The organism is Algoriphagus sp. oki45 (assembly GCF_036245605.1).
Taxonomy (GTDB): domain Bacteria; phylum Bacteroidota; class Bacteroidia; order Cytophagales; family Cyclobacteriaceae; genus Algoriphagus.
This window is the reverse complement of record NZ_BTPC01000002.1, coordinates 631899-657360: the sequence shown is the minus strand read 5'-3', so window position 1 is coordinate 657360 and position 25462 is coordinate 631899. Positions and strand designations below refer to the sequence as shown.

23 protein-coding genes are annotated in these 25462 nt (G+C 44.5%); 13 read left to right on the top strand and 10 right to left on the bottom strand.

Annotated elements, in window-relative coordinates:
- Positions 1 to 13 precede the first annotated feature (13 nt).
- The 4 genes from AAA942_RS12320 to AAA942_RS12305 all read right to left on the bottom strand — a co-directional run bounded on the left by AAA942_RS12320 (position 14) and on the right by AAA942_RS12305 (position 7728).
- Positions 14 to 2950, bottom strand: a complete 2937-nt coding sequence (locus AAA942_RS12320) for a DEAD/DEAH box helicase (RefSeq protein ID WP_338220574.1) — start codon at positions 2948 to 2950, stop codon at positions 14 to 16.
- Between the two features lie 189 nt (positions 2951 to 3139).
- A complete protein-coding gene (locus AAA942_RS12315; protein ID WP_338220573.1) occupies positions 3140 to 3760 on the bottom strand; it encodes a lipoprotein signal peptidase in 621 nt (206 codons plus the stop codon).
- 10 nt (positions 3761 to 3770) lie between these two features.
- A complete protein-coding gene (ileS, locus tag AAA942_RS12310; RefSeq protein WP_338220572.1) occupies positions 3771 to 7142 on the bottom strand; it encodes an isoleucine--tRNA ligase in 3372 nt (1123 codons plus the stop codon).
- 169 nt (positions 7143 to 7311) lie between these two features.
- The gene (locus tag AAA942_RS12305) at positions 7312 to 7728 is read right to left on the bottom strand and encodes a hypothetical protein (RefSeq protein ID WP_338220571.1); all 417 of its coding nucleotides are present in this window, start codon (positions 7726 to 7728) and stop codon (positions 7312 to 7314) included.
- A gap of 111 nt (positions 7729 to 7839) precedes the next feature.
- Between AAA942_RS12305 and AAA942_RS12300 the strand changes: the two genes are divergently transcribed.
- On the top strand, positions 7840 to 8277 hold the full coding sequence (locus tag AAA942_RS12300; RefSeq protein ID WP_338220570.1) for a hypothetical protein: 438 nt from the start codon (positions 7840 to 7842) through the stop codon (positions 8275 to 8277).
- Here AAA942_RS12300 and AAA942_RS12295 read toward each other — a convergent pair.
- The 3 genes from AAA942_RS12295 to AAA942_RS12285 all read right to left on the bottom strand — a co-directional run bounded on the left by AAA942_RS12295 (position 8182) and on the right by AAA942_RS12285 (position 12178).
- Positions 8182 to 9333 (bottom strand): serine hydrolase domain-containing protein, encoded by a 1152-nt coding sequence (locus AAA942_RS12295; protein WP_338220569.1) that lies wholly within the window; start codon positions 9331 to 9333, stop codon positions 8182 to 8184. The genes AAA942_RS12300 and AAA942_RS12295 overlap by 96 nt on opposite strands.
- Positions 9334 to 9589: 256 nt before the next feature.
- Positions 9590 to 11701, bottom strand: a complete 2112-nt coding sequence (locus AAA942_RS12290; protein WP_338220568.1) for an IPT/TIG domain-containing protein — start codon at positions 11699 to 11701, stop codon at positions 9590 to 9592.
- Between the two features lie 30 nt (positions 11702 to 11731).
- Positions 11732 to 12178, bottom strand: a complete 447-nt coding sequence (locus tag AAA942_RS12285; protein ID WP_338220567.1) for a DUF6252 family protein — start codon at positions 12176 to 12178, stop codon at positions 11732 to 11734.
- Between the two features lie 192 nt (positions 12179 to 12370).
- Here AAA942_RS12285 and AAA942_RS12280 point away from each other — a divergent pair, with 192 nt between their 5' ends.
- Positions 12371 to 13000, top strand: a complete 630-nt coding sequence (locus AAA942_RS12280; RefSeq protein WP_338220566.1) for a response regulator transcription factor — start codon at positions 12371 to 12373, stop codon at positions 12998 to 13000.
- On the opposite strand, the gene AAA942_RS12275 is transcribed toward AAA942_RS12280, so the two are convergent.
- Complete coding sequence (locus AAA942_RS12275) at positions 12997 to 14052, bottom strand: hypothetical protein (protein WP_338220565.1); 1056 nt, start codon at positions 14050 to 14052, stop codon at positions 12997 to 12999. The genes AAA942_RS12280 and AAA942_RS12275 overlap by 4 nt on opposite strands.
- Positions 14053 to 14203: 151 nt before the next feature.
- Here AAA942_RS12275 and AAA942_RS12270 point away from each other — a divergent pair, with 151 nt between their 5' ends.
- The 5 genes from AAA942_RS12270 to AAA942_RS12250 all read left to right on the top strand — a co-directional run bounded on the left by AAA942_RS12270 (position 14204) and on the right by AAA942_RS12250 (position 17053).
- Positions 14204 to 15028, top strand: a complete 825-nt coding sequence (locus AAA942_RS12270) for a VOC family protein (protein WP_338220564.1) — start codon at positions 14204 to 14206, stop codon at positions 15026 to 15028.
- Between the two features lie 10 nt (positions 15029 to 15038).
- Positions 15039 to 15443 (top strand): SRPBCC domain-containing protein, encoded by a 405-nt coding sequence (locus AAA942_RS12265; protein WP_338220563.1) that lies wholly within the window; start codon positions 15039 to 15041, stop codon positions 15441 to 15443.
- 72 nt (positions 15444 to 15515) lie between these two features.
- Positions 15516 to 15848 (top strand): ArsR/SmtB family transcription factor, encoded by a 333-nt coding sequence (locus AAA942_RS12260; protein ID WP_338220562.1) that lies wholly within the window; start codon positions 15516 to 15518, stop codon positions 15846 to 15848.
- Between the two features lie 39 nt (positions 15849 to 15887).
- On the top strand, positions 15888 to 16352 hold the full coding sequence (locus AAA942_RS12255) for a DUF6428 family protein (RefSeq protein WP_338220561.1): 465 nt from the start codon (positions 15888 to 15890) through the stop codon (positions 16350 to 16352).
- A 53-nt stretch (positions 16353 to 16405) separates the two neighbouring features.
- Complete coding sequence (locus AAA942_RS12250) at positions 16406 to 17053, top strand: protein-tyrosine-phosphatase (protein WP_338220560.1); 648 nt, start codon at positions 16406 to 16408, stop codon at positions 17051 to 17053.
- A 15-nt stretch (positions 17054 to 17068) separates the two neighbouring features.
- Here the strand turns inward: AAA942_RS12250 and AAA942_RS12245 are convergent, their stop codons facing one another.
- A complete protein-coding gene (locus AAA942_RS12245; protein WP_338220559.1) occupies positions 17069 to 17524 on the bottom strand; it encodes a hypothetical protein in 456 nt (151 codons plus the stop codon).
- Between the two features lie 255 nt (positions 17525 to 17779).
- Between AAA942_RS12245 and AAA942_RS12240 the strand changes: the two genes are divergently transcribed.
- A complete protein-coding gene (locus AAA942_RS12240) occupies positions 17780 to 18070 on the top strand; it encodes a hypothetical protein (RefSeq protein ID WP_338220558.1) in 291 nt (96 codons plus the stop codon).
- Between the two features lie 66 nt (positions 18071 to 18136).
- Here AAA942_RS12240 and AAA942_RS12235 read toward each other — a convergent pair whose 3' ends face one another.
- Positions 18137 to 19669: a SulP family inorganic anion transporter gene (locus AAA942_RS12235; protein ID WP_338220557.1), complete on the bottom strand. Its 1533-nt coding sequence runs from the start codon at positions 19667 to 19669 to the stop codon at positions 18137 to 18139.
- 668 nt (positions 19670 to 20337) lie between these two features.
- Between AAA942_RS12235 and tnpA the strand changes: the two genes are divergently transcribed.
- The 5 genes from tnpA (at position 20338) to AAA942_RS12210 (ending at position 25414) form a co-directional block, all read left to right on the top strand.
- Positions 20338 to 20784, top strand: coding sequence for an IS200/IS605 family transposase (gene tnpA, locus AAA942_RS12230; protein WP_338220556.1), 447 nt, complete (start codon positions 20338 to 20340; stop codon positions 20782 to 20784).
- 1046 nt (positions 20785 to 21830) lie between these two features.
- The gene (locus tag AAA942_RS12225) at positions 21831 to 22007 is read left to right on the top strand and encodes a hypothetical protein (protein ID WP_338220555.1); all 177 of its coding nucleotides are present in this window, start codon (positions 21831 to 21833) and stop codon (positions 22005 to 22007) included.
- Positions 21982 to 22641: a pseudouridine synthase gene (locus tag AAA942_RS12220; protein WP_445083341.1), complete on the top strand. Its 660-nt coding sequence runs from the start codon at positions 21982 to 21984 to the stop codon at positions 22639 to 22641. Before AAA942_RS12225 ends, AAA942_RS12220 begins: the two co-directional genes overlap by 26 nt.
- A gap of 115 nt (positions 22642 to 22756) precedes the next feature.
- On the top strand, positions 22757 to 23728 hold the full coding sequence (locus AAA942_RS12215; RefSeq protein ID WP_338220554.1) for an AAA family ATPase: 972 nt from the start codon (positions 22757 to 22759) through the stop codon (positions 23726 to 23728).
- A 183-nt stretch (positions 23729 to 23911) separates the two neighbouring features.
- Positions 23912 to 25414, top strand: coding sequence for a hypothetical protein (locus AAA942_RS12210; protein WP_338220553.1), 1503 nt, complete (start codon positions 23912 to 23914; stop codon positions 25412 to 25414).
- Positions 25415 to 25462 lie beyond the last annotated feature (48 nt).

The window sequence follows — 25462 nt, the reverse complement described above, 5'->3', positions numbered from 1 at the left end:
CAACTTTAGAACTTTAATCCAATAATGCCCGAATATCCTCATTATCCAAGCTCTTCATAAAGCTTTCCTCATTGGAAATGAGTTCTCCTGCAAGGGCTAGCTTCCGATCCTGAAGGGCCATGATCTTTTCTTCAACGGAGCCTCGGGTGATGAATTTGTAGATGATCACCTTGTTTTCCTGTCCGATACGGTGGGCCCGGTCTATGGCCTGAGCTTCTACGGCAGGATTCCACCAAGGGTCGAGTAGAAACACATATTCCGCCTTGGTTAGGTTGAGACCTACGCCACCGGCTTTGAGTGAGATGAGGAACACCTTGATCTTATCATCATTTTGGAACTTCTCCACCTGTGCCTGTCGATCCCGAGTAGAGCCATCGAGGTAGGCATAGGGAATATTATTCTCTTCCAAAAATGCCCGAACTATACTCAGGTGCCGAACAAATTGGCTAAAGACCAATACCTTGTGATCCTCTGAAATGGTCTCCTGAAGCATGTATGTGATATCCTCCAGCTTTCCGGATTCTCCTTTGTAATCTTCTCTTACCAGCTTGGGATGATTGGCGATCTGACGAAGCTGTGTCAGGCCCCGAAGTAGGGTGAATTGCTGTGCACCCCTACCCGCAACAGCGAGTTCACCGATGATTTTTTCCCGGTAGTAGCTCTTCACTTCCTCATAGACTTTTTCCTGTTCGGCGGTCATGTCGGAGTACTTCACATTGGTGAGCTTTTCAGGAAGGTCTTTGGCCACTTGAGATTTGAGTCTTCTTAGGATAAAAGGCTTGATCATCGCATGAAGACGCGAAGCCTTGTCCTTGTCATTTTGCTTCTCGATGGGCAGCAAAAACTGTTTTTTGAACATATTCTGATTGCCCAAAAGCCCAGGATTGACAAAGTTCATCTGAGACCAAAGGTCCATGGTTCCGTTTTCCACCGGAGTACCGGTAAGGATGAGTCGGCGCTTGCTTTTCAGCTTGTTGACAGCCACGGCGATATTCGAAGATGGATTTTTAATCGCTTGGGATTCATCCAGAATGATGTAATTGAAGTAAAAGTCCTTCAATACGTCGATGTCCATTCGTACAATTCCGTAGGAGGTCAGGACCACATCATAGCCTCGAAACTTCCAAGGATCTTTGATCCGCTGCGTGCCTGAATAGACTAGGATTTTCAGCTCGGGAGCAAACTTTCTGGCTTCTAGCTCCCAGTTGTAAATCAGGGAAGTGGGCATGACAAGCAGGGAAGCAAAGCCGGGATTTTCCTCCTTTTCGTAAGAAAGCAAGGCCAAGGCCTGCACAGTTTTACCCAAACCCATATCATCTGCGAGACAACCTCCAAACTGATATTCGTTAAGAAAACGAAGCCAATTGTACCCAGCCTGCTGATAGGGACGCAGTGTACCATTGAATGAAGAGGGGATTTCGTAGTCGTCAATCGCATCAAACTCCCGCAGCCGTTCCAATTTCAGGCTAAGGGTAAGTTTAATCAGCTCCCCATTTTGCAGCTCACGGGCAAAGGCCAAGTGATGCTTGCGAAGCACCAACTCATCAGCAGATCGCTCCTCGATGAAATTGAACAGCTCCGAGTAGTTGACGAACCAAGATGCAGGAATCACGGCAATCTCCCCATTCGGCAGCTCAAACTCTGTCTTACCCGAAATAATCAAGCGACGGATTTTGGCAAAAGGAACCAGATAAACCCCAAACTTGATCATAGCCTTGACATCAAACCAGTCAATGTTTTCATTGACCTCAATGGTAATCTGTGCCTTGCCTAAATGATAAGTCTTACCATTAAGGCCATTTTTCTGGACAATTTGAATCCGGTTTTCCTCCAGATACTCTTCGTTTATCCCCAGCCACTCAAATGCCTGCGTTTTTGGAAGACTGAATTTTCCATGGGTAAATGCCATTCCCTTTTTCTTGAGAATGGTTTCATATTTTTTTTCTACCTGAGAAGTCCTGACGGTCTTGTAAAAAGTGTATGTATCATTTTTCTCTTCCAAGCGGACCGAATTCCCACTGTTTTCTCCCCCAGCCGACTGAATTCCAAAATCATATTCTCCGTACTGAAATCGTAGCTCAAAGACTATTTTACTTTCATCAGGCACTGAAGATTCGGCACCAAAAAGATCCTCACCACCATTATACTGAAGTTCACTGATTGCCAAAAGTGCCTGCGGGGAAGCCTGCTCAGTTTTGATTTCAAAACCCCTGGCCTCCACCTCAAATTGGGTAATGAGATTTTTCATGAACCCACGATAGTAATTGGGTTCAATCCTTTTCTCAATGACGATGAATTTCTTATTGAGGAATGCCTGTAGCTTCTTTCCGTCTATCCCCTTTTCAAAGTGAAAAAGCTGTTGATTGACTATCAACCAAGCCGGCTCTTTGCAGATGAAATAGCCGTTTTTGTACTGCCAATCCAGTTTTAGGTTTTTGTGCTTAATGGTAGGCCAATAGTGGGTATTATCCGGGTTTTTATGAAAATGAAACAAAACCGTAGCTGGTTCGGGATTAACCTGAATTTCTTTCCAGGCTGGGTATTTATCCGACCCCATTTCAAAAAGCCGCTTTCCGATCAGTTTGGGGAGAATTTTGGAGCGCTTGATCTCCAGATTTTCTGCCAAAAGCCCTTGAATATCCAAATCTTCTGTCTTAGGATCATAAATCTTCTGAAGAAATTCTGTTGGCTTGATGTTCTTCTTTTTCATGTATTGCTTGACCACCACTTCAGGCTGCATGGAGTCCATGAGTTTGATCAATTCGTAATCGGTAGCATCAAGACCAGAGTCAAATTCTGCGGCATTGGCAGAGCTGATATTTTGGTAAGCGAGAGAGAGCCTTCCTTTTTCGTCCAATTGCACAACAAATGACTCCAAAAGAAGCCCGAGGTATTCATGACTGAAAATAGAATATACTATCTGAAAAGGTTGATCCGAATTAACTATCATAAGTGATACTATATAGACTTCGAATTTATTCTCAGACTATATTTTGAAAGGTTGGAGGTATGGCTACGAAAACACAAATTGAAAAGTACTAAAAAAGTCCTTTCCAAATGATAGACACGAAGGGATTTTTCAAAAAAAAGCCTGAATCTTATCGATTCAGGCCCTTTTCTTCCTTCCTTCTGCCCAAAATCAAGGGGTAATCTCTTCTTTAGGGGCAGTAGCCTCTTCTTTTTTCTCAGGGAAAAATCTGTTTTGGAAAATAAGAATTATTGCCACTCCAATAAAAATTGAAGCATCGGCAATGTTAAATATCGGCCAAAGTGCAGTATAACTTCCCCCCCACAATGGAACCCACTCCGGTATATATCCTTCCCATATATCAAAGTAAAACATATCCACTACCTGCCCATGGAACCAAGGAGTTGGTGCATTGTAGGGTGCATTGTCCAGCCAAACACCATAAAAAATAGAATCTACCAAATTGCCAATAGCACCTCCCAATATCATTGAAATACATAGGATATATAGTGGATGGTTTTTCTTATCAATAATATAGGACAGATAATATCCTATCCCGACCATGGCTACCAAACGGAAGGTAGTTAAGATCATTTTTCCGTACTCGGATCCCAGCTCCATCCCGAATGCCATCCCGGGGTTGGTGGTGTAGTGAAGCTTAAACCAGTCTCCGAAAATAGGAATCTGTCCCGGAGTACCAAAGTCCATCTGAAAATGAACCAGCATTTTTACTGCCTGATCTAGGGCAATGACCAGAAAAGCAATCCCAAAATATTTAAGGTAAGTATTCATTGAATGGGCTTTAGGCCTTTTTTACGTTTACCAACAGTTCAAAATCATCCATATCCAACAAGGTCCCCTCGGCAATCGGCATCACTTCCAGCGTTTTGGCCTGAGTTTCGGATTGAATATAGTCCCCAAAGGACCTTACCGCGGCATCTACCAATTCGTTTCCACTTGCCAAGACAATCTGAATTTTGTCCTGTACTTCCAAGCCCATGTCTTTTCTGAGGTTTTGGATTCTGTTGACCAAATCCCGGGCTACCCCCTCCTGCTTCAACTCGTCGGTGAGATTCACATCCAGTGCTACAGTGAGCCCTTGGTCAGAGGCCACAGACCATCCCGGAATGTCCTGAGTGGTGATCAATACCTCCTCTAGCAGAATGTCCATGGGCTCGTTTTCCACAGTTATTTCAAGCTTGCCCTCACGCTCGAGTTGGGCGATTTCGGCCTGACTCCATGCGCTGATGGCAGCATTGACCAAACGAAGCTTTGGTCCCAGTTTTTTACCTAAAACAGGCAGATTGGGTTTTACATTTTTTACAAAAATGCCAGAAGCATCATCCAGATACTCTACTTCTTTGATATTGACCTCTGTTTTGATCAAGTCCTCTACATGCTCTATCTGAGCCTGAGACTTTTTGCTCAAAACCGGAATCAAGATTCGCTGAAGCGGCTGACGGACTTTCAGCTTTTCCTTTTTGCGAAGCGAATGCACCAAAGAAGAAATGGTCTGAGCCAAATCCATACTCTCTTCCAAATCTTTGTTGATCAAGGACTGATCTGCTGAAGCCCAATCCGTCAAATGAACGGAGGCTTGGCCACTTTCGCCCGCTTCTGTCAGATTCTTATACATCCAATCGGCATAGAAGGGAGCAAAAGAAGACATCAACTGGGAGATCGAAAGCAAACACTCGTATAGGGTCTCGTAGGCCGCCTGCTTATCCGGGTTCATATCCCCTCTCCAGAATCGCTTTCTTGCCAGTCGCACGTACCAATTAGACAGCTGATCTACGGTGAAGTTCATGATGGCGCGAGTTGCCTTGGTCGCATCGTAATTGTCCATGGCTTCCTCCACCTCGGCGATCAAGGACTGCAATTTGGAAACAATCCACTGATCAAGCTCTGCACGCTGACTTACTGGAACAAATTTCTCCTTGTCGTAGACAAAAGCATCCAAATTGGCATAAAGGGCAAAGAAATTATACGTATTCTGAAGGGTGCCAAAGAAACGTCGCTGCACTTCTGCCACCCCGTCCAGATTGAATTTCAGGTTGTCCCAAGGATTGGCATTGCTCAGCATGTACCAGCGCAAGGCATCCGGACCGTATTCCTTCAGGGTTTTGAATGGATCGATGGCATTGCCCAATCGTTTGGACATTTTGTTCCCATTTTTGTCCAGTACTAGTCCATTGGCGATCACATTTTTGAAAGCCACACTGTCAAACAGCATTACAGCGATCGCATGCAGGGTAAAGAACCAACCTCTTGTCTGATCTACTCCTTCTGCGATATAGTCTGCGGGATAATTGGCTTTGAAAATAGCCTCGTTTTCGAATGGATAGTGCCATTGCGCATAGGGCATCGCCCCGGAATCAAACCACACGTCGATCAAATCCGGCTCACGGAACATCTTTTCCCCCTTGGCAGACACCAGAATCACATCGTCCACATAGGGTCTGTGCAAATCCAGTTCTTTTCCTTCGTAAGGGGATTTTTCCATGAAACCAGCCGAGATGGATTTCTCGATTTCGGCATTGAGTTCAGCAATGGACCCAATACATTTTTCTTCAGTCCCGTCGCTTGTTCTCCAGATCGGCAGGGGTGTCCCCCAAAATCTGGAACGGCTGAGGTTCCAGTCCACGAGATTTTCCAGCCAGTTGCCAAAGCGACCTGTTCCGGTAGCTTCCGGCTTCCAGTTGATAGTTTTGTTGAGGGCTACCAGCTGCTCTTTGTAGGCCGTGGTTTTGATAAACCAGCTTTCCAATGGATAGTACAAGATTGGCTTGTCCGTTCTCCAGCAGTGAGGGTAGGTGTGCTCGTATTTTTCGACCTTGAAGGCCTTGTTTTCATTCTTAAGAATGATGGAGATAATCACGTCGGTGTTTTTGTAATCCGCGGCGCTCTCATCATCATTGGTGTAGTTTTTCACATAGTAATCACTGGCCCCATAGTCTTTGTGGGCAGTAATTCCATGCTCTTTCATTTTGGCAGCGAGGTATTCACCTACGACTGGAAGGAATTTCCCCTGCTTGTCTACTACCGGGATTTCATTTCCTAGGTCGTCCTTCACAAAGACACCAGGTACGTTGTTTTGCACCAAAGTCCTAAAGTCATCCGCACCAAAGGCTTTGGCCAAGTGAACGATACCCGTACCGTCTTCGGTGGTCACGTAGTCCCCAGCGACTACAGTGAAGGCAGGACTTGGCAAATCCAAATCGGCAATGGGGAATAGCTGCTCGTATTCCCAACCCAACATGGATTTTCCTTTGAACTCCTCGATGACTTCGTATGGGATCAGCTTGTCGCCGGCCTTGTAATCTTCCAGTTTCAGTTCGGAAGCCTTTGGGTTAAGGTAAGCAGCCATTCGGGCTTTGGCCAAAATGACGGTAACCGGCTCATGGGTGTAGGGATTGAAGGTTTTTACTTTTACATAATCCAGATTTTCTCCTATCGCCAAGGCCGAGTTGGAAGGCAAAGTCCATGGCGTGGTCGTCCAGGCCAAGATATATGTATTTTCTTCACCTTTCAGCTTAAACTGAGCCGTGATGGACGTGTCTTTGACGTCCTTGTAGGTTCCGGGCTGATTCAGTTCGTGGGAGGAAAGACCCGTCCCTGCGGCAGGAGAGTAGGGCTGAATGGTATAGCCTTTATACAAAAGTCCTTTGTCATACAGCTTCCTGAGCAGGTGCCAGAGGGATTCGATATACTTGGAATCAAAAGTGATGTAAGGATCGTCCAAGTCTACCCAATAGCCGATTTTCTCAGTGAGGTCATCCCATTCGTTTTTGAATCGCATGACCGTCTCCTTGCATTTGCGGTTGTATTCCTCCACGGAGATTTTCTTGCCGATATCCTCCTTGGTGATGCCCAATTCTTTTTCTACCTGGAGCTCCACTGGAAGACCATGGGTATCCCAACCTCCTTTTCGCTTGACTTGAAAACCTTTCAGAGTTTTGTATCGGCAGAAGATATCCTTCAGCGTACGGGCCATCACGTGGTGGATGCCTGGAGTGCCATTGGCCGAAGGAGGTCCTTCAAAAAAAGTGAAGGTCTCTGCCCCTTCCCGGTTGGCGATGGACTTTTCGAAGATTTGATTTTCTTTCCAATACTGAAGGACGGATTCTCCGATCTGAGGATAATCCACCTGCTTAAATTCCTGGTACGTTTTCACAATATCCTTTCTTAAGGGCAAGTCGGTGAACAAAACAGGGGGATGATTTTCCCAGCCTGCTCAAAACAAGGCACAAAGATAGCAGAATTGGGGGTTTAGGGGAAAGAAAATTGAAATACAGGGGATTTGATTTGGATTGAATTGGAAGCCTTTAAGCTTACTTTCCTCTCTACTGCTTTACCAATATGAGGAAATCATCCGATTCGGGGCTGCTGTTTCTGAGTTGGATCCGGTCATTCTGGATAAAGACCTGATACCAGTCTGCGTTCAGCATGGAAAAAAGAGTAGTATTCGGGAAAGCAAGTCGGACTTCTACTCTACCAGAATTAGTGCGCGAACTCCATGCACCCTGACCGAGAAGTTGGGTACCTCTGAGTGCCTCTACCTGCCCATTGGGAAAAAAGGAAAATCCAATCCCTTCAAATTCAGCACTTCGGTTGATTCTATCCACTTCGAAAAGGCTGATTTCCCATACCCCGCTGGAGAGATTTTGAACCAAATTTTCATCAGTACGAGAGGAGGATTCCTCTGAAGTGCAGGCAAAAAAAAATCCTGTGAAAATGATAATGGAAAGGAAGGACTTCATCTGGCACATTTTATTCCCAATGAACGAACAAAAAATTATTAAGTTTTAAATTATACGAGATGACTACATTTTAAATAAAATCTATTAGTATTGCGGGAAACAGAACTACCAATGAAATACACCTTCGTTTTTCTGCTTTTTCTGATGTCTTTTGGTAAGGCCATTTCTCAAGTCCAAGTGGGAATTTACCATAGTGATCTTGTTGGCCAAATCGGTATTGGCTCTGATTTCGAAAAGAAGTTTTTTGGAGAACTTCGATTTCTAGCCACCGATCGATTGGAGCTTGATTTTGGGGTAGAAGCCATCGGACAATACAATTTTTACCGATCTGAATGGTACAATCTTCACGGAGGCCTAATGCTTGGCCTTTCTGGGTTTATTTCCGAGTCTTCCGGAGCTTCAATCGGACTCCCATTTGGTGCTACTGTTAAACCAATCTCTTCTTTTAGAAGACTAGGAATTTTGATGGAGGCAACTCCTTACATCATTGGGGAAAGGTCCTTTCTCCGTGCCAATCTCGGCCTTCGCTTGCGTTTGGGAGGAGATTGAGTACAGAAAGGAGGACTTTAATCTTCCTGATTTTTCCCCCAAAATCTTCACTACCCGATTGTACACGATCTCGTGCAGATTCCAGGCATAGCCCCCATTGGTATTGACAAACTGCACTACCACTGCATCGATATCGGGATGGTACTTGGCGATGCTTTGATAGCCGGGGACTAATCCGGTATGCTCATAGACGTACACCGAGGAGTAGATCTCCTGCTCCTTTTCTGTCAGCAAGGTCCCGTCATTCAAAGCTCTCAGGAAAATCCCGACTTCCTCTGCTGTGGAAATCATCGAGCCCCCGGGATGGATAAAGTCATTTCCCTTGATGTCCAAGGGATAGCCTATAAAATATCCGCTCATGAGTTCGTCTGGATTCACTTCGGAAAGCAAACTGTAGGTGCGTTTCAAACCCAAAGGTTCTAAAATCTCAGTCCGTATATAATCATGATGCGAATAGCCCAAGGTTTTGTCCAAAATTTCACCGATCAGCAAATAATTCGTGTTGGAATAGGCGTATTTCTCATTGGGAGCAAAGTCTCCCGGCAAGTTGTAGATCAATTCCAAGGCTGGACGATTTTCGGTAAATGGCTTATCCCAGGGATAATTCGGCTGGTCAGAATAATTAGGAATACCGGAGCGATGCTGGATCAGCATACGCAGGGTGATTTGGTCAGAATTCTCAATTTGATCCGCGATATCAGGCAGCAATTCGACCAAGGTATCATCCAAAGAAAGTTGACCACGGGCTACGATTTTACTGGCGGCAGCGGCGATGTAGAGTTTGCTGATACTGGCGATTTTGAAAAGGGAGTGAGGATCAGCCGGAATTTTTTTGTCCCGATCTTTCCAGCCTGCTGAATAGAATTGCGGTTTTTTTCCACCCTGATCGACATAGACAATGATGCCATCCAGCTTGTAATTCATGGCCTTATCTACCTGCTCCTGAATCGTATCCGGAGTGGGTGCCAGCCATGCGCGAAGGATTAGCCAAGGGACAAAATAAACGGTGCAGGCAATGGAGATAAGGGGTATCAACCACTTGAGTAATTTTTTCATAATTGAAAAAAAAGAGAAAAGCCAAGTTGAAAACAGTCCTCGTGAATAAGGCTTTTCAACAACTATTTCCTGCCTGAAAGTAGGCCATCGACTTCTTTATTGAGGAATAAAAGTAACTTTTACAGGCAAAAACGACAGCAAAAAACAGTTTTATCTGAGGTTTTAATTTTCTCTATGGGTCTTTTTTCATTGGAAATAAAGAAAAAGAGGACCGCCGAAGCAGCCCCCCTTTCCCAAAAAAATGGTTTAATCGCTGTCAAAAACTCACTTTGTAAATTCCTCCCAAAGGCCCGGCAACTTGAACCCCCTGACTGGTCATAGGAGTACTGATGAGGAAATAGATACTTCCCTCTTTATCTACCCCCATGATCTTATTGAAGGTCTTTCTGGAACTCACGTAGTAAGTAGTCCCTTGGTATTCAAAAGTCTGCTTGATTCTGAAACCACCTTTCTTTTGAAAGTTTCCTGTACCTCCAGGCTGGTAACCAAGGGTATATTCAAATTGAGGATAGTTGGCCACGTTGCCTGATCCTGAACCAAATAGTCCATAGATATCACCACCTGTCTGATCCAATCCTACCGGCTGGGTAAGTGTCTGCGCGCTTACTTTCATGGCGGAAAGCGTAGAGCCCATGGCAATTTCTCCCGAAGCTTCTGTTCCGTTGATTTCATGGTATTTCAGGGAGTTTAGCGTATTATCCCGAACCAGCCGGAAGCTATTTTCGCCCATGGGGATGATAAACGTGGCCAATCCTCCGGTCATTCCCTCGATCAGGGCCTTTCGATTGGAAAGGTTTTCGTCATAGGCTGCCAGATGGTATCCGGAGGCAAATTCCGGAATGTAAATGCTCTTGTTCGTTCCTACAAAAATTCCATTTACTCCAGCCCCATTGTTAAACTTGGCATTTCCCAGCATGGTAACTGCCTTGGATTCCGGATTTAGTCTGAAGACATTATTCGGAGAAAGAGGAACACTGAACACACTTTTGATCCCATAAAGGTTACCATCCGCCGCAGCGAAAATAGTTTGAGGAATAGTCGCCGCATTGATGATCCCGATCTCACTTCGGTAGATTTCACTGCTGGTGTCTACTACTTTTGTGATTGAATTTGTCTCCAAGTTGATGGATACCAAGCCCTTTTCACCCACTGCATACAGGACATTCTTTTCCTTATCTATCTCCAGCGTCCAGAATGGTCCATACTCGTGGCTGTTGACGATGACCTCCTCAAAAGTCAGATTACCTGAGACCGTTTCAAAAATGTCACCCACTGCAGGCCCTTCTGCTATAGGGTCGGTAGAGATGGTCAGTTCGGGTCCTTCTACGGCAGGCTTTCCTTTGCGAGCTACGGAGATTTTGCCTGTTTCTGTACCTTCCGGGATTTTGAAAGTGATTTGGGTCAAGCTGGAAGAAAGGATTTCCATAACTTTTGTTCCGACTTTGATCTCCAAAAGCGATGCATCGGCATCAAAATGCTTCCCGGTGATGGTGACTTCTTCGCCGACTTTCGCGGAGCTTTTGTCCACAGATGCTAGTACCGGAGCATAGAAAAAGAAGTTGCTTTCGGCATTGGCACCCAAAACAGTCAGGTAAAATTTCCCGTGGTTTCCATTCTCCGGAACGGTGATTTTCAATTCGGTAGCAGTAGCAGCTGTAGGTTCGCCAAGTACCAAATCACCCAGATTGAGTGTATTTTCACTTTTCAGCGTACTAAACCCCGTTCCTTTGATCGTCACTTCAGTACCGGCTGGTCCATATTCTGGGCTGATAGACGTGATGGAAAGATTAGAAGCAGGAGGATTGATCTGAGAGCGTGGCCGCTGATTGGACTTGTAATCTTTAACCTTTACCGTTCCTTTGGAAGTGAAGGTATTACCCTGTGCATCCTTGAAGGAAATATCCCATTCCAAAGTCAGATTGTCTCCGTCGATTTTGATTACCATTTTTCCGGAAATGGCAAAAAAGGTATTGGGCGACTTGGCATATCGGACAAAAGAAGGGATAAGATTAGTCAAGGCTTGATCTTCAGCCGTAGTCGTTTTCCTTAATCCGGAGGAAGAAAGGTCCATTACTGCCGGAAATTCCTGAGTCAGATTGAGCGTTCCGGCTTGGGCATTTTCCAGAAAAAAGGTCAATCGCTCACTATTGGGCAGACTGGCACTGATTTCCAAAGCTCCGGAAGTTTCTCCCTGATCGGAAAAATAAAGCGCCTGAATGCCTGATGAATTGACAGATATATTCTGTCCGGAAATCTCTCCTTCCAGACCGGAAACAAAACTGTCGATCGGATTAGGGTCTTCCGTGTCCTCCCCACAGCCGGTTTGGATCAGAAGTAAAGCCAAAAGAAAGTAAAGTAGATTTTTCATCGTCTTGGGATTTTTAAGGCATTCCAGCCTTTATCGCATGATATTGACGTCGGTAAATTTCCCGTTGGTGACACTTACTTCCGGACCTGTGCCGGTCATGGGGCGGGCTTTGAAAGAAAATGTCCCGGACACTTTATTGTCTTCCAGCTTGGTGATGGTCAGAGTTCCGGAGGTTGCGTTATGGACCACTTGGTCTGCGGTAGTCCAGATAGCAGTGCCGTTAAGGTCAAAATTCCCGGTACGCTCGGCATCGAGTGTGATCGCCATACTGGAGCGATCCGTGGATCCTGCCCCGATGGCAAAGACTGTAAATCCAGCTACGGTGGTGATTCGGCTGTTTCCGGAAGCTTTCCATTCCTTGCCATCGATAGTGGCTTCGACATTCAGAGATCCTGCGGGAATATCATCGTCATCGCTTCCGGGACATGCAAAAAACACCAAGGCTAAAAGACTGAGAATAAGAGATCGTAGTTTCATAGTAAATTATTTTTAGGCAAGTTGCTTCAAAAGCTCAGGCGATGGAATCCCGCCAAATGGGTAAATTCTATCCGTGCTACTGGGTAGGATTCAAAAAAATGTGCTTTCTTTTCCGAAAGAATATCCTGATTTCATGCTTTTGTGCACTTTTCCGTATGTTCACTAGGCCAATTAAACCTACCACCCCTTTTCATGAAAATCCTTCTCGTAGATGACCATCGCATTCTTTTGGATGGTTTGAAATTTTTGATTCAATCCCAACCCGGTATTTCCGAAGTAGACACAGCAGATACAGTGGAAGGTGCATTAGCCAAAATTCGCTCTGAAATCCCTGATCTGATCATTTCGGATATCTCAATACCCCAGATTGGTGGGATTGCTTTTGCCCAAAAAGTGAAAAGTCTCTATCCGCAAATCCGCTTGATTTTCCTGAGTATGCACGACGAGCCCTACCGAGTCAAAGAGGCTTTGGCTACCGGTGCGGAAGGGTATGTTCTCAAAAAAGCCGCCCATGCAGAACTGCTCAAAGCCATAGAAGAGGTATCGCGAGGAGGCATGTTTTTCAGTATGGCTATTCAAAAGATTCTGATCCAGCGCATGCAGTTTCCGGAAGATGAGCGGATTTTGACTGATCGGGAAAAAGAGGTCTTGACCCTGATTTTTGATGAGTTTTCCAATAAGGAAATCGGAGAAAAACTCCATATCTCCGAGCGCACTGTAGAAACCCACCGAAAAAACATCTACCAAAAAACAAAGACCAACTCGCTGGTTGGTCTTTTGAAATTTGCCATGGAAAATAACCTGGTCGGTGGTTTGTCCTAGTCTTTGGTCAAAGTAACGAAATTGGAAACTCCAGCATCGATCATATCCTTCATCACTCCTGAGGCAAACTCTACATAGGCATCATGATCACAATCAGCAAAGTGGGAGGCGACTGTTTTTTGATCTCCTGAAGTCATGACCAATTGGGAATAGCCCGTCTTTGAAAACATGTCTGTCTGTGCTTGGGTGGTTTCTTTGATCTTTTTGTCTTTGAACACCCCTTCTGCGTAGACTGCCTTTTTGGGCTCCACTTTCGCATGAAACAAAGGATTGCTTCCTATATCCAAACCGGAAACAAATCTAACCTGAGTAGGAATGAGGGAAGTACCAAAATTGGTAACCGATCGGTTGTTTTCAGTAGGATCAAGAAAAGGCTCAATCCGATAACCTATCGTTGCTTTTACAGAAGTGGAATTGGTCCAAACAGAGGCATCTGCGTCTAGCATCACAAAAGGAAAAGCAAAGTTTACATCCGCGATAAATACATTTTCCAGCTCCTTGGAGATTTTGGGAGTGGGATCAACGAGACCGCCTCCCATTTTTTCTTTTCCTCCCTTGGTTACGGCCTTGACCAGATATTCATATCCTGTAGGAGTGACCATGATATATCCTTCCACTTGTGCATCTGAGGAAGCCCCCCCTTGTTTCTTAGTCCAATCAGCATAATATTCAAACTTACTCGCCTCATCGGCTGTCATGATTTCAAATCCCTGACTTTTCAATTGACTCACATAGGACTGATAGGCATCATCAATTAATTTTTGGAAATCAGGGACATCCACTCCCTGAATCTGAACTCCCATTCGGGTAGATGTACCAGAGGTAAAGGTGGTTCGGTCTGCGCGCTCTTTTTTTGAGCCGGAGGTTTTGGCAGAAGCTTCTTCAAACACCTCAAAATAGGCATTGAAGCTTCTGATAAACACCTTCTTGGGAGCTTTACTCCCTTGGTTCTTTTTGTTGTAACTGGTGGTTTTGATGTCTTTTTCGGACAACACAGTAGGAGGTGCCTGCTCCACCATAAGGAGCAAAAACACGAGAAATAGAGTTTTCATAATTTTTATTTTTTGGGAACCTAAAGTTGAGCCTTTCCAAAAAGCCCTAGAATCCCCGAAAACCCTGTTTTTTTATCCGTGCCAGCACGTAGATTGGCGAAAATGGCTTCCAAAAATGGTATCTTATGCCTCACTTCTTTCTTTTCCTCTCATGTCCAGAATGATTTATCCCTGTTTGTGGTTTGACGACCAAGCTGCTGAAGCGGCAGATTTTTATACCTCGATTTTCCCTAAATCCAAAATCCTTGAAAAGAACGCGATAGCGGTCCGGTTTGAGGTCTTCGGAACTTTCATGATGGGGCTAAATGGGGGGCCAAAATATCAGCAAACCCAAGCCAGTTCTTACTTTGTCTATTGTGGGACAGAGGTTGATATAGATGAATTGTACACTTCTTTACTTGAGGGAGGGAAAGCCATTTTTCCCTTGGGCACTTATCCTTGGAGTCCAAAGTATGCCTGGGTAACGGATCGCTTTGGTACCAATTGGCAACTGGATGCCGATCCGGTCCGAAGTGCTCAAAAGATTGTCCCCTGCCTTCTTTTTGTCAATGAAAACAGGAGTCGGGCTAGGGAAGCGATGGAGTTTTATCTAGGTATTTTTCCGGAAAGCACTAAGCTGGTAGAAGCTCCCCATCCGGATTCCGAAGATCTGCTGTTTGCCCAAGTGAAGCTGGAAGGCTACCTGATCAATCTGATGAGCAGCATGGAGACTCATGATTTTGGCTTTAGTCCGGGCAATTCTCTGGTCGTACCCTGTGAGGATCAAGCAGAGATTGATTTCTTTTGGGAAAAACTGGGAGAAGGAGGGCACTATGATCGCTGTGGCTGGTTGACCGACCGCTTTGGTCATTCCTGGCAGATTATCCCCAAGGACCTTGGGCAGTGGATTAGTGATCCTCAAAAAGGCCAACAAGCGATCAATGCACTTCTGAAAATGGATAAGCTAATTATTGATGACTTGAAAAACCCGGCATAATCTCAAAATAATGGAAATAAAAATCAGTGCTCAAATCAACGCTCCTTTGGAAAAAGTCTGGACTTATTGGACTCAAGGAGCGCATGTCACCGGGTGGAATTTTGCCTCAGCCGACTGGCATTGTCCGGATTCCATAATCGACCTACGGCCCGGAGGGGAGTTTCATTCCGCGATGGCTGCCAAGGACGGTAGTTTTAGCTTTGATTTTTGGGGCACTTACACTGAAATCATTCCGAATAAGGAGATCCGAAGCACGATGGGTGACGGGAGAAAGTTGGATGTATTTTTTGAAGTCCAAGAGGGAGGTGTTTTGGTCACAGAAATCTTTGAAGCCGAAAACCAAAATTCCATAGAACTTCAACGGCAGGGCTGGCAGGCGATTTTGGATAATTTCAAAAAGTACTGCGAAAAATAATTCGAGAATTTTTGATGGAATGTAAACTTTGAAGAGTATCTATCGTTATATTGCAATAAATAATTAGAAAGTATGGGAGTCACTCAGACACATCTTTTTACAGAAGAGCAAAACGAAATCGCCCAATTGGCCAAAGCCATCGCCCATCCGGCCAGAATCGCCATCCTTCAGCACCTGATCAAGACCAAATCCTGCATCAACGGGGACTTGGTTTTGGAAATCGGCCTGGCACAGGCTACCATTTCCCAACACCTTCGGGAGCTCAAGGAAGCCGGACTGATCCAAGGAAGTATCGAAGGCACTCGCGTCAACTACTGCATCAATCCCGGAAAGTGGAATGAGCTGAAATCCCTATTCGAGGAATTCTTTCAAAGCTATGCGGATTGTTGTGGGCCTGCCTGCTAAAAAAATTTACTCTCAATCATCGTAATAAAGCAATAAATCATGCTACTCTCAGAAGCCAAATCCATTCTCTCCCAATCCAACACTATCGCATTCCGACTTCCCAATGGGGAATTGGTTCCTAGCCACTTTCACGTGACCGAAATCGGTCTGGTCGACAAGCACTTCATAGACTGTGGAGGGACAGTTCGCAAAGAACAAAAAGTAAATTTCCAGCTTTGGAATGCGGATGACTACGATCATCGACTGCATCCGGAGAAGCTGGTACAAATCATTGAGCTTTCCGAAAAGGTGTTGGGGATTCCGGATTTGGAAATCGAAGTGGAATACCAAGGCGAGACTATCGGGAAATATGGCCTGGATCATGACGGGAAAAAATTCATCCTGACTACCAAAATAACGGACTGCCTAGCTAAGGATAAATGCGGAATCCCAGCAGAAAAGCCTAAAATCCGACTTTCCCAATTGCAAGCTTCCTCCTGCATCCCAGGGACAGGCTGCTGCTAAATCAAAACTCCAGACCTGACAGGTCTCTGCTTTTTCAAAAATGATATTTTCCTATGCTCAAGAGAAAACACATGCTCTATCCAACCTTGGCTGAGACCATCCAAAAAGTCGGTGAGCTCCCAGTTTCCGATGAAAGAAAACAGGTATTGCAAGTCCTCATCAGCTACATCCAATCCAAACTCGATCAAGGTCAGAATGTGAACCTGAATTTTATTTGCACACATAACTCCCGACGGAGTCAGTTTTCCCAGATTTGGGCACAAACAGCTGCAGATTTTCACGGAATTCCGGTCAATTGCTATTCCGGAGGAGTTGAAGTCACCGCATTCAATGATCGTGCGGTCAATTCCCTGATGCGAAGCGGGTTTCGGGTCTCGTCCAAAGAAAACGGAAGCAACCCGATTTTTTCTGTTTTTTACTCGGACGAAAGTGATCCAATCACCGCTTTTTCCAAGGTTTATGATGATCCTGCCAATGATGCCCTACATTTTGCTGCCGTAATGACCTGTGATCATGCCGATGAAAACTGCCCGTTTATACCGGGTACCGAACAACGTATTCCTGTACGGTACGAAGATCCGAAGGCATTCGATGACACCGAACTGGAGGCCGAAAAGTACGATGAGCGCTCTCTTCAGATAGCCTCTGAGATGTGGTTTGTTTTTTCGGCAATCCAGAAGAAAGGATCTCTTTCAGAATAAATCTTTCAAAACCATCTAATCTAGATCGATCTGCCTTCCTTCTTTTTTTGCCTTTTCGTCCATACCATTACCGATACCAATCCCTATCGCCATACCCATAGGCAGACCTATGCCAATAAAAGCCATATTGTCTAGGGTTGTACCAAAAACTACTCCAAAGGGTAGACCAAAAGCAGACATTCCTACCACCATCCACTGATTTCGATAATATCCTTTGGGGACTATTTTTAACTCCTTTTGCAAATGCCTTAATATTTCCTGTTGCTTTTTTTCCAAAAAGTCAAGAAGCAAGTCTCCTTCATTTTGGAAGGAATCTATTTCTTGGATTTTTGAATTGATCAGGGAAAAGGTTTGCTCAGGAAGAGTTTTGGATTCTAATTGAAGAAGTAGTTTTTGGAATTTTTCAAACTTCTTAGAAACTTTTTCATTGGAGGTGTAGGAGGCTTTGGGGGAAAATTCCTGGAATTTCATGCGGATTTGAAGGAAGGGCTGATTGACAAATCGGATTAAAAGGCCAAAAAAACGCCAAGGTTTTGACCTTGTTGGAAATTTTGAAAAAATAAAGTCAGGAATCCAAATGGATTCTTCTGCCTATAAAAAATGGTAATCCTAATCATCAAAAGATTTCTTGAAAAATAAAGGTTTTCAGGCAGTTACTTATCAACCATTCCCCATTGAGGACGTAAACTTGGCAGAAAAGATTTTCCCTTTCAAACCAAATTTCCCATGAAAGAAAAGATAAAAAACTTGTTCGCAATAACCTTGATAATTACGCTTTCTTCCTGCGGGGATGTGGAAAAAAAGGTAGAAGAAAAGTTAAACCTACTCAATGAAAAAGCGCTGAAGCTAGACTCTTTGGTGAATAAAGAACTCGAAAAAGTAGATGCCTTGGACTCGATGATCAACACGGAGACCGAAAAAATCCAAAAACTCGATTCTCTGATTAACAATTCCTCCTCCCGCGTTGATTCCTTGGTCAATGGTAAGCTCGAAAAGATCAACTCAATTTTGAATTGAATCTTATACAAAGCACTACTTTAAAAAAAGCCTGCCACTTATCGATTTTGCAAGATCTATTTATAATCAGGCCAAGTCGTCAATAACCACTTTGTAGGTGGGATCTTCGAGAATATTCACTTCGATGATCTCATCGGCTTTGAGCAAAAGCTTTTTACAATCTGGACTGAGATGTCTGAGATGGACTTTTTTGCCCACTTTCTGATAGCGATCAGTGATTTTATTCAGGGCCTCGATGGCTGACATATCGACTACCCGACTTTCAGCAAAGTCAATGATCACTTCCTCAGGGTCATTGTGCACATCGAATTTTTCTCCAAATGCTGTCACAGACCCGAAGAAGAGAGGGCCAAACAATTCGTAATGCTTGACTCCATTTTCGTCCACATACTTCCGGGCGCGGATTCGCTTGGCATTGTCCCAGGCAAAAAACAAAGCAGCCAAAATCACCCCGATCAAAACAGCCAATGCTAAATTGTGCAAGACAGCCGTAATCCCGGTGACCAAAAACATCAGGAAAATATCCTTTTTGGGCATCTTGGTGATCGTTCGCAAGCTCGCCCACTCAAAGGTCCCGATCGACACCATGATCATCAAACCGGTCAAAGCTGCCATAGGAACCTGCTCGATCAGACTGGATCCAAACATGATAAAGACCAACAGCATCACGGAGGCCACAATCCCGGAAAGTCTCGCCCGGGCTCCTGAGGAAATATTGATCAAACTCTGCCCGATCATCGCACAGCCGCCCATGCCGGAGAAAAATCCCGAAGCCACATTGGCCAAGCCCTGCGCTACCGCTTCCTTATTGCTTCGGCCGCGGGTTTCGGTGATTTCATCTACAATATTCAAGGTCAGCAGGGACTCAATCAGTCCGACCCCAGCCATGATCAGTGCATAGGGAAAAATAATCTCCAAAGTTTCCCAGGCAAAAGGCACATTGGGAATATGGAACGGAGGAAAACCGCCTTTAATGCTGGCCATGTCACCCACCGTTTTGGTATCCAAACCCAATGCTGCCACCACTCCAAAAACCACCAAAATAGAGGTAAGGGATGCAGGAATGGCCTTGGTCAATTTGGGTAGGCCCCAAATGATCAGCATCGCCAAAAGTACCAGTCCCAAGAAAATATACAGGTTGGGACCACTCAGCCAATTGCCGTTAGCACCTTTGAATTGGTCCAATTGGGACATGAAAATGATGATGGCCAGGCCGTTGACAAAACCAAAAATCACAGGATGGGGAACGAGCCGAATGAATTTCCCCAACTTCAAACTTCCAAAAATCACCTGAAGAATACCCGAAAGTACCACCGCCGCAAAGACGTATTCCACACCTTGAGTAGCTGCCAAAGTCACAATGACCACGGCGATAGCTCCGGTTGCTCCTGAGATCATTCCCGGTCTTCCGCCCAGAATCGAAGTCACCAAACCCATCACAAAAGCAGCATAAAGTCCTGTCAGGGGTGAAAGTCCGGCAATAAATGCAAAGGCTACTGCCTCCGGAATTAAGGCTAAGGCAACAGTCAGGCCCGATAGGATCTCGATTTTGTAGTCTACTTTTTGGTTGAGGTCAAATAGGTTGAAATACTTCTTCATCTGGGGAAGTGAAACTTTATGAAAATTGAAGAATAGAGTAGCCCGAATTACTTATTGAAACATGCCGAACGAATTGGCCTTTTCTATGGGAGCTATTTTATCTGAGATGTGCAAAGGTAACCAAAAACCCCTGTTTAGAATAAAATTTGGTTTTTATCCATAAAATAATACAAAGTTTTGAAAAGAAAATCCTCCATTCTAACTCATTCAATCGATAGAGAAGAATTTTGAAAGTTTTTTCAGTCGCCTTCTGATTGTAGATTTAGCGATTGACTGGGCGGAGTCCCGACTGCTGTAAGGAAGTAATTCCGCCCTACAATTTTTAAATCCCGTACAGCTGTCAAAATGTAATTCTTTCTACTCTATCCATCTTCCAATCCGTAGGGAGGATATCTTGGCGGAAACAATTGTGTGCTGTGAATTATTCGACGCTGCGTAATGTACACGAAGGCACTACGTGGTCATCGGTTTGAATTCCATCAATCAATTCAACTTCGACCCCGAATGGGGTCTAACTTCTGAATAGCCGCGGGTGAAACCCGTGGAAAGGATGATTTCATGAATATGGTTTTCCCGACCCCAAGGGGGTCGAACTCTTTTCATCCTTGTCAATTTTCAATTAATTCACGATTTTCAAATCATCTTTTTTAAATCAAAGTCGACTCGTTATGGCCACACACACCCAACTTTTGTATCACTTTATTTTTTCCACCAAACACCGTGAACCTACCATAGTACCAGACCAAAAAAAACGTCTTTTTGCGTATCTCCACCAACTTTTAACCAATAAGAACTGCCATCTCTACCTAATAAATGGCATGGAAGATCATTTACATATTTTGACTCATGTACATCCTACAATTGCCGTCTCTCCTTTGATAAAAGACATCAAATTAGCTGCAGATGACTTTATAAAAAGGGAAAATATTTTCCCAAAGTTCAAAGGCTGGCAGGATGGTTATGGGGCTTTTTCTGAATCTATAAAGGAAAAGGATCGATTGATCAATTACATCAAAAATCAAGAAGAACATCATCGGAAAATTTCATATAGGGATGAATACAAGGCACTTTTGAAAGAACATGAAATTGAATTCGATGAGAAATATCTTTTGTGATTATCTACAAGTTCAACCCCTTCAGGGTTGCCCAAACCAACCTAATGATCATTCCTTTACCCTAGGTTGCACCTAGGGCTAATCAAAGGTTCGACCACTACGTGGTCATCGGTTTATATTGGATTATTGATTTCAAATCCGACTTCGAAAGGGCTCCAACCTCTTAATAACTCTAAGCCATATCGAAATTGTGGGTTGGTGGTTGGGCAAAGGCGAACCCAACTTAGCTTTCTGAACGCCTATTCTTTTTTGAGCTAAAGACACAGCATTTAAAAATCGAAAAGGAAGACTTTGAACCTGATAAATTCAAGGAAATAGCGGAGTAGACCTTTTCTATGTTGTAATTCTTAAATTCCATCTAACTTACCTTTCCAAGTCGAGAATACTTTAAAATCACTCAGAAGCAGAGTTAGGGACCCTAATTCAAAATACCCCAAGGGGCCTATCAAAGGGAGGAAAATAGTTAAGCAAAGGCTGAGCAAAGCCTTATCATCTTCAAATCTTCTTCGACTTATCTCCGGCTTTTCTTCAAATCAACTTCGTGCTCATCCGGGTCAAGAATACTAATTCACAACGCCTACAGGGAAAATTGTGTCAATGAATTTAAGCCTCTGATCTAAGCCAAGCTAAGGCAGGAGTGAGTTCAGTCCATGCCAATTCCAACTTTTAATTTGTGTATTGCCCCGCTTTGTTCAAATCTTCAGACCCGTCTGCCTACAAATACAGGCTTGGACTCCCTCTTCATGCAGTCTTCAGACTGCTTTTTTGGTTCAGAAAAGTGTTTGATTGGTTCAGCTTGAATCAGGAGATTTGAATTGGTGGGTTAGCGAAGGTGGTCCAAGCCCGCCTGCATCGGGCAGGTCTGAAGACTTAAACTGTGCAGGTCCGGTTGAAGTGAAATTTCATCCCTCAAATTTCCAATCTAATCTCCTCATCTTCAAATGGCCTCATTTTTGAGTCTAAAAAAATGAAAATATCCCGGAACCTTTTCGAGGGTTTTGGCTATTTTCAAACCACTCAATCCCTAACAACCAAACACTACTTTTATGACCGAACAACAAAAACAAGCACTCGAAGAGGCCATCGCCTCCCTCAAAGGAAAACTCACCGGTGACATGTTTGCAGATATGGAAGTCCGTGATCAGATCCACAATCTGGAAATGCAGCTCAAAGGAGTAAAACCCATGGATTCTCACTTTGATTGCATCGGCTGCGGAAGTTAATCCCGAAGAATTGCCCAGATACTTTATCATTTACAAACCATTTGGCGTAGTCAGCCAATTTAGCGGAGAGGGGCCCACATTGGCCTCTCTCGGCGCTTTTCCCAAGGAGGTATATCCCGTCGGCCGTCTGGACAAGGACAGCGAAGGCCTGCTTTTAATCACTGACGACAAGTGGCTCAACCATCACCTGCTCAACCCTCGTTTTGGGCATCAACGTACTTATTTTGCCCAAGTGGAAGGTATCCCCACCCCTGAGGCATTAAATCAACTTCAATCCGGAGTCACGATCAATGTCGACGGCAAAGACTACCGGACAAAGCCCTCCATCGCCAAAATCATTGATCCGGCACCCACTCTTCCCGATCGAAATCCCCCGATCAGATATCGGGCATCCATTCCGGACACTTGGATTTCTTTGACTTTGATCGAAGGAAAAAACAGACAGGTCAGGAAAATGACTGCGGCTTTTGGTTTCCCCACCTTGAGATTGGTCCGGTTTTCCATGGAAAAAATAACCATCGATGGAATGCAATCGGGGGAAGTCAGGGAAATGGAACAGGAAACCGTCTACCGAATGCTGGGCCTAACAGGCTACGCCAAAACCGGAGCCAATCAAAAGGGCCGCCGCTCTTAAAAATTCCTAAAAATCTGTTTAGCCTAAGGCTTTTCCGTTCCTACCATTTAAGATTGTGGGTTGGAACAAATTCCCCTATTTTAGGCCTCCCAATCGGGTATAAATTGTCAGATTCATGCATCAGGAAAAAATCGCAGAAGTAATTCAGGAAGTCAAAAAAGTGGTAGTGGGCCAGGACAAAATGGTCAATCGCCTTTTGATCGGTTTGTTTACCAATGGACATATTTTGCTGGAAGGGGTACCCGGCTTGGCCAAAACCCTGACTGTGAACACCCTGGCAAAGGTGCTTCACCTGGATTTCAACCGAATTCAGTTTACCCCAGATTTGCTGCCTTCTGACCTGATCGGAACGATGATTTACAATCAGCAAACCGCCAATTTTGAGGTAAAAAAGGGGCCCATTTTCGCCAATGTGATTCTGGCGGATGAAGTCAACCGATCTCCGGCTAAGGTGCAATCTGCCCTTTTGGAAGCCATGCAGGAAAAGCAGGTTACCATCGGAGAGACTACCTTCTCACTGGATCGCCCATTTTTGGTTTTGGCTACGCAAAACCCTGTGGATCAAGAGGGAACTTACCCCCTTCCTGAAGCTCAGGTGGACCGATTTATGATGAAAGTACACATCGACTATCCGAGTAAAGCTGACGAGCTGGAAGTCATGCGACGCATGTCCAATATGCAATACAGCTCAGAAGTGAAGGCCATCTTGTCCAAGCAGGATATTTTCGATATCAGAAACGAGATCAATACCATCAAACTGGCCGAACCTCTGGAGAACTACATTATCGAATTGGTTTTTGCCACGAGATTTCCACAGCAATACGGACTGAAGGATGAGGCGAAGTACATCATGTTTGGAGTATCTCCACGGGCAAGTATCAATTTGAACTTGGCCGCAAAAGCTATCGCCTATATGGATGGCAGGGATTATGTACTTCCGGAAGACATTAAGGAAATCGCTGAAGATGTCCTCAACCACCGAATTTTGCTCAATTATGAAGCAGAAGCCGATGGAGTGGATACCAGAAGCCTGGTTCGCACGCTCTTGGAAAAAGTGCCGATTAATAAGGCGGTAACATTAAAATAACATGAAATAACCCTTTAAAAGGCTTCTCGGACAGGAAGCCTTTTTTTATGCATTTTTTGTTAATCCAATATTAAATTCTGAATGGTTTTTTAAAAAAAGCATAATTCAAATCATTCTATGGGGCTGAGAAATTGAATTCACCTTTGCATCGGAAATTGCAAACCATAATTCAATTTATAACACATGAAAAAGTTCAATTACTTACTAATGTTGTTTTCAGCGGTGATTATCACCTTCACCAGCTGTGACGATGATGAGCCAACACCAGATAATGGTGTGACTATCTCCGGAATCCCGGCCACAGCTACCATTCCAGCTGGAGGCACCTTGGGTCCAGTAACCGCCACTGCAACAGCACCTGACGGATTGGCCCAATTGTCCATCACCAAGGACGGCGCTCCTTTGGCTACTGTTCCTTTGACAGGAACCACTGCTTCTGCTCCGTTTGAATACACTGCTACCGCAGCAGATGCAGGAAAAAATATTGTTTTCGTATTCACAGTGACCGATGTTGACGGAGACGCAGCTACTGCACAGCACGTGTTGACTGTTCAGGCTGAAGAGACTACTGTAAGAGTTACTTCCAACATCACGACCAATACAACATGGGAAACAGGAAAGACCTACATCCTAGGTGGACGTATCTCTGTGACTTCCGGTGCTACTTTGACTATCGAAGAAGGAGTAGTAGTGAAAGGTGAAGTAGGTACAGGTGCCAATGCCTCTGCTTTGGTAATCGCTAGAGGTGCCAAAATTGATGCTCAAGGTACAGCTACAGCTCCTATCATTTTTACCACTATCGCTGATGAAATTGAACCCGGAATGATCGAATCTCCAAACCTTACTCCGGATCTGAATGGTCTTTGGGGAGGTCTTTTGATCTTGGGTAATGCAAGAGGATCTTTTGCAGGTAATGTAACCGAAATTCAAATCGAAGGTATCCCGCCATCAGACACTAATGGTCTTTATGGCGGTACAAACGATGCTGACAACTCTGGTATCTTAAAATTTGTCTCTATCCGTCACGGAGGTGCAAACATCGGAGAAGGAAACGAAATCAACGGTCTTACTCTTGGGGGAGTAGGTTCCGGTACAGTAATCGAAAATGTAGAAGTGATCGGCAACCAAGATGACGGAATCGAGTGGTTTGGCGGTACAGTAAGTGTAACCAATGCGCTTGTTTGGAATGCAGGAGATGATGCCATGGATACTGACCAAGCTTGGGCTGGTACTTTGGATAACTTCATTGTAATCTGCGGTGACAATACTGACCATGCATTGGAAATCGACGGACCTGAAGGTTCTTATTTGGCAGGACATACCCTGATGAATGGTTCTGTAAAAGGAAATCCTACTTCAGAATTGGGGGATTTCAGAGATGGAGCCAGAGGTATGTTTGAAAAGATTTACTTCTTTGACTTCCCTGCTCCTGCTGACAGCGACGGACGCGGCGACTTCTCTCTAAGCGGGGATAAAACCCTAGCCACATTTGCTGATGGTTCATTAAAGTTTGCTTCTTTGGAAACAGTATTGCCAGAAGGTGCGACTTTGGCTAACGTTTTCAGAAGTGGAACAGATGTTCATGCCACCGCTGTAGCAAAAGGTGCTAATACAGTCGGAGCTGACAAAACTGCCTTTGCAGCTTGGACTTGGGCCGACGTATCCGGCGCTCTAGCTGATTTCTAATATTCCTAAGAACTTTTTTGGAAAGGAAGTGTGCTTGCAAGGCGCCTT

Bases quoted from the DNA above. Each gene is read 5' to 3' on its own strand.
- AAA942_RS12320 (WP_338220574.1), bottom strand. From the start codon at position 2,950: ATGATAGTTAATTCGGATCAACCTTTTCAGATAGTATATTCTATTTTC.
- AAA942_RS12315 (WP_338220573.1), bottom strand. From the start codon at position 3,760: ATGAATACTTACCTTAAATATTTTGGGATTGCTTTTCTGGTCATTGCC.
- AAA942_RS12305 (WP_338220571.1), bottom strand. From the start codon at position 7,728: ATGAAGTCCTTCCTTTCCATTATCATTTTCACAGGATTTTTTTTTGCC.
- AAA942_RS12300 (WP_338220570.1), top strand. From the start codon at position 7,840: ATGAAATACACCTTCGTTTTTCTGCTTTTTCTGATGTCTTTTGGTAAG.
- AAA942_RS12295 (WP_338220569.1), bottom strand. From the start codon at position 9,333: ATGAAAAAATTACTCAAGTGGTTGATACCCCTTATCTCCATTGCCTGC.
- AAA942_RS12290 (WP_338220568.1), bottom strand. From the start codon at position 11,701: ATGAAAAATCTACTTTACTTTCTTTTGGCTTTACTTCTGATCCAAACC.
- AAA942_RS12285 (WP_338220567.1), bottom strand. From the start codon at position 12,178: ATGAAACTACGATCTCTTATTCTCAGTCTTTTAGCCTTGGTGTTTTTT.
- AAA942_RS12280 (WP_338220566.1), top strand. From the start codon at position 12,371: ATGAAAATCCTTCTCGTAGATGACCATCGCATTCTTTTGGATGGTTTG.
- AAA942_RS12275 (WP_338220565.1), bottom strand. From the start codon at position 14,052: ATGAAAACTCTATTTCTCGTGTTTTTGCTCCTTATGGTGGAGCAGGCA.
- AAA942_RS12270 (WP_338220564.1), top strand. From the start codon at position 14,204: ATGTCCAGAATGATTTATCCCTGTTTGTGGTTTGACGACCAAGCTGCT.
- AAA942_RS12265 (WP_338220563.1), top strand. From the start codon at position 15,039: ATGGAAATAAAAATCAGTGCTCAAATCAACGCTCCTTTGGAAAAAGTC.
- AAA942_RS12260 (WP_338220562.1), top strand. From the start codon at position 15,516: ATGGGAGTCACTCAGACACATCTTTTTACAGAAGAGCAAAACGAAATC.
- AAA942_RS12255 (WP_338220561.1), top strand. From the start codon at position 15,888: ATGCTACTCTCAGAAGCCAAATCCATTCTCTCCCAATCCAACACTATC.
- AAA942_RS12250 (WP_338220560.1), top strand. From the start codon at position 16,406: ATGCTCAAGAGAAAACACATGCTCTATCCAACCTTGGCTGAGACCATC.
- AAA942_RS12245 (WP_338220559.1), bottom strand. From the start codon at position 17,524: ATGAAATTCCAGGAATTTTCCCCCAAAGCCTCCTACACCTCCAATGAA.
- AAA942_RS12240 (WP_338220558.1), top strand. From the start codon at position 17,780: ATGAAAGAAAAGATAAAAAACTTGTTCGCAATAACCTTGATAATTACG.
- AAA942_RS12235 (WP_338220557.1), bottom strand. From the start codon at position 19,669: ATGAAGAAGTATTTCAACCTATTTGACCTCAACCAAAAAGTAGACTAC.
- tnpA (WP_338220556.1), top strand. From the start codon at position 20,338: ATGGCCACACACACCCAACTTTTGTATCACTTTATTTTTTCCACCAAA.
- AAA942_RS12225 (WP_338220555.1), top strand. From the start codon at position 21,831: ATGACCGAACAACAAAAACAAGCACTCGAAGAGGCCATCGCCTCCCTC.
- AAA942_RS12215 (WP_338220554.1), top strand. From the start codon at position 22,757: ATGCATCAGGAAAAAATCGCAGAAGTAATTCAGGAAGTCAAAAAAGTG.
- AAA942_RS12210 (WP_338220553.1), top strand. From the start codon at position 23,912: ATGAAAAAGTTCAATTACTTACTAATGTTGTTTTCAGCGGTGATTATC.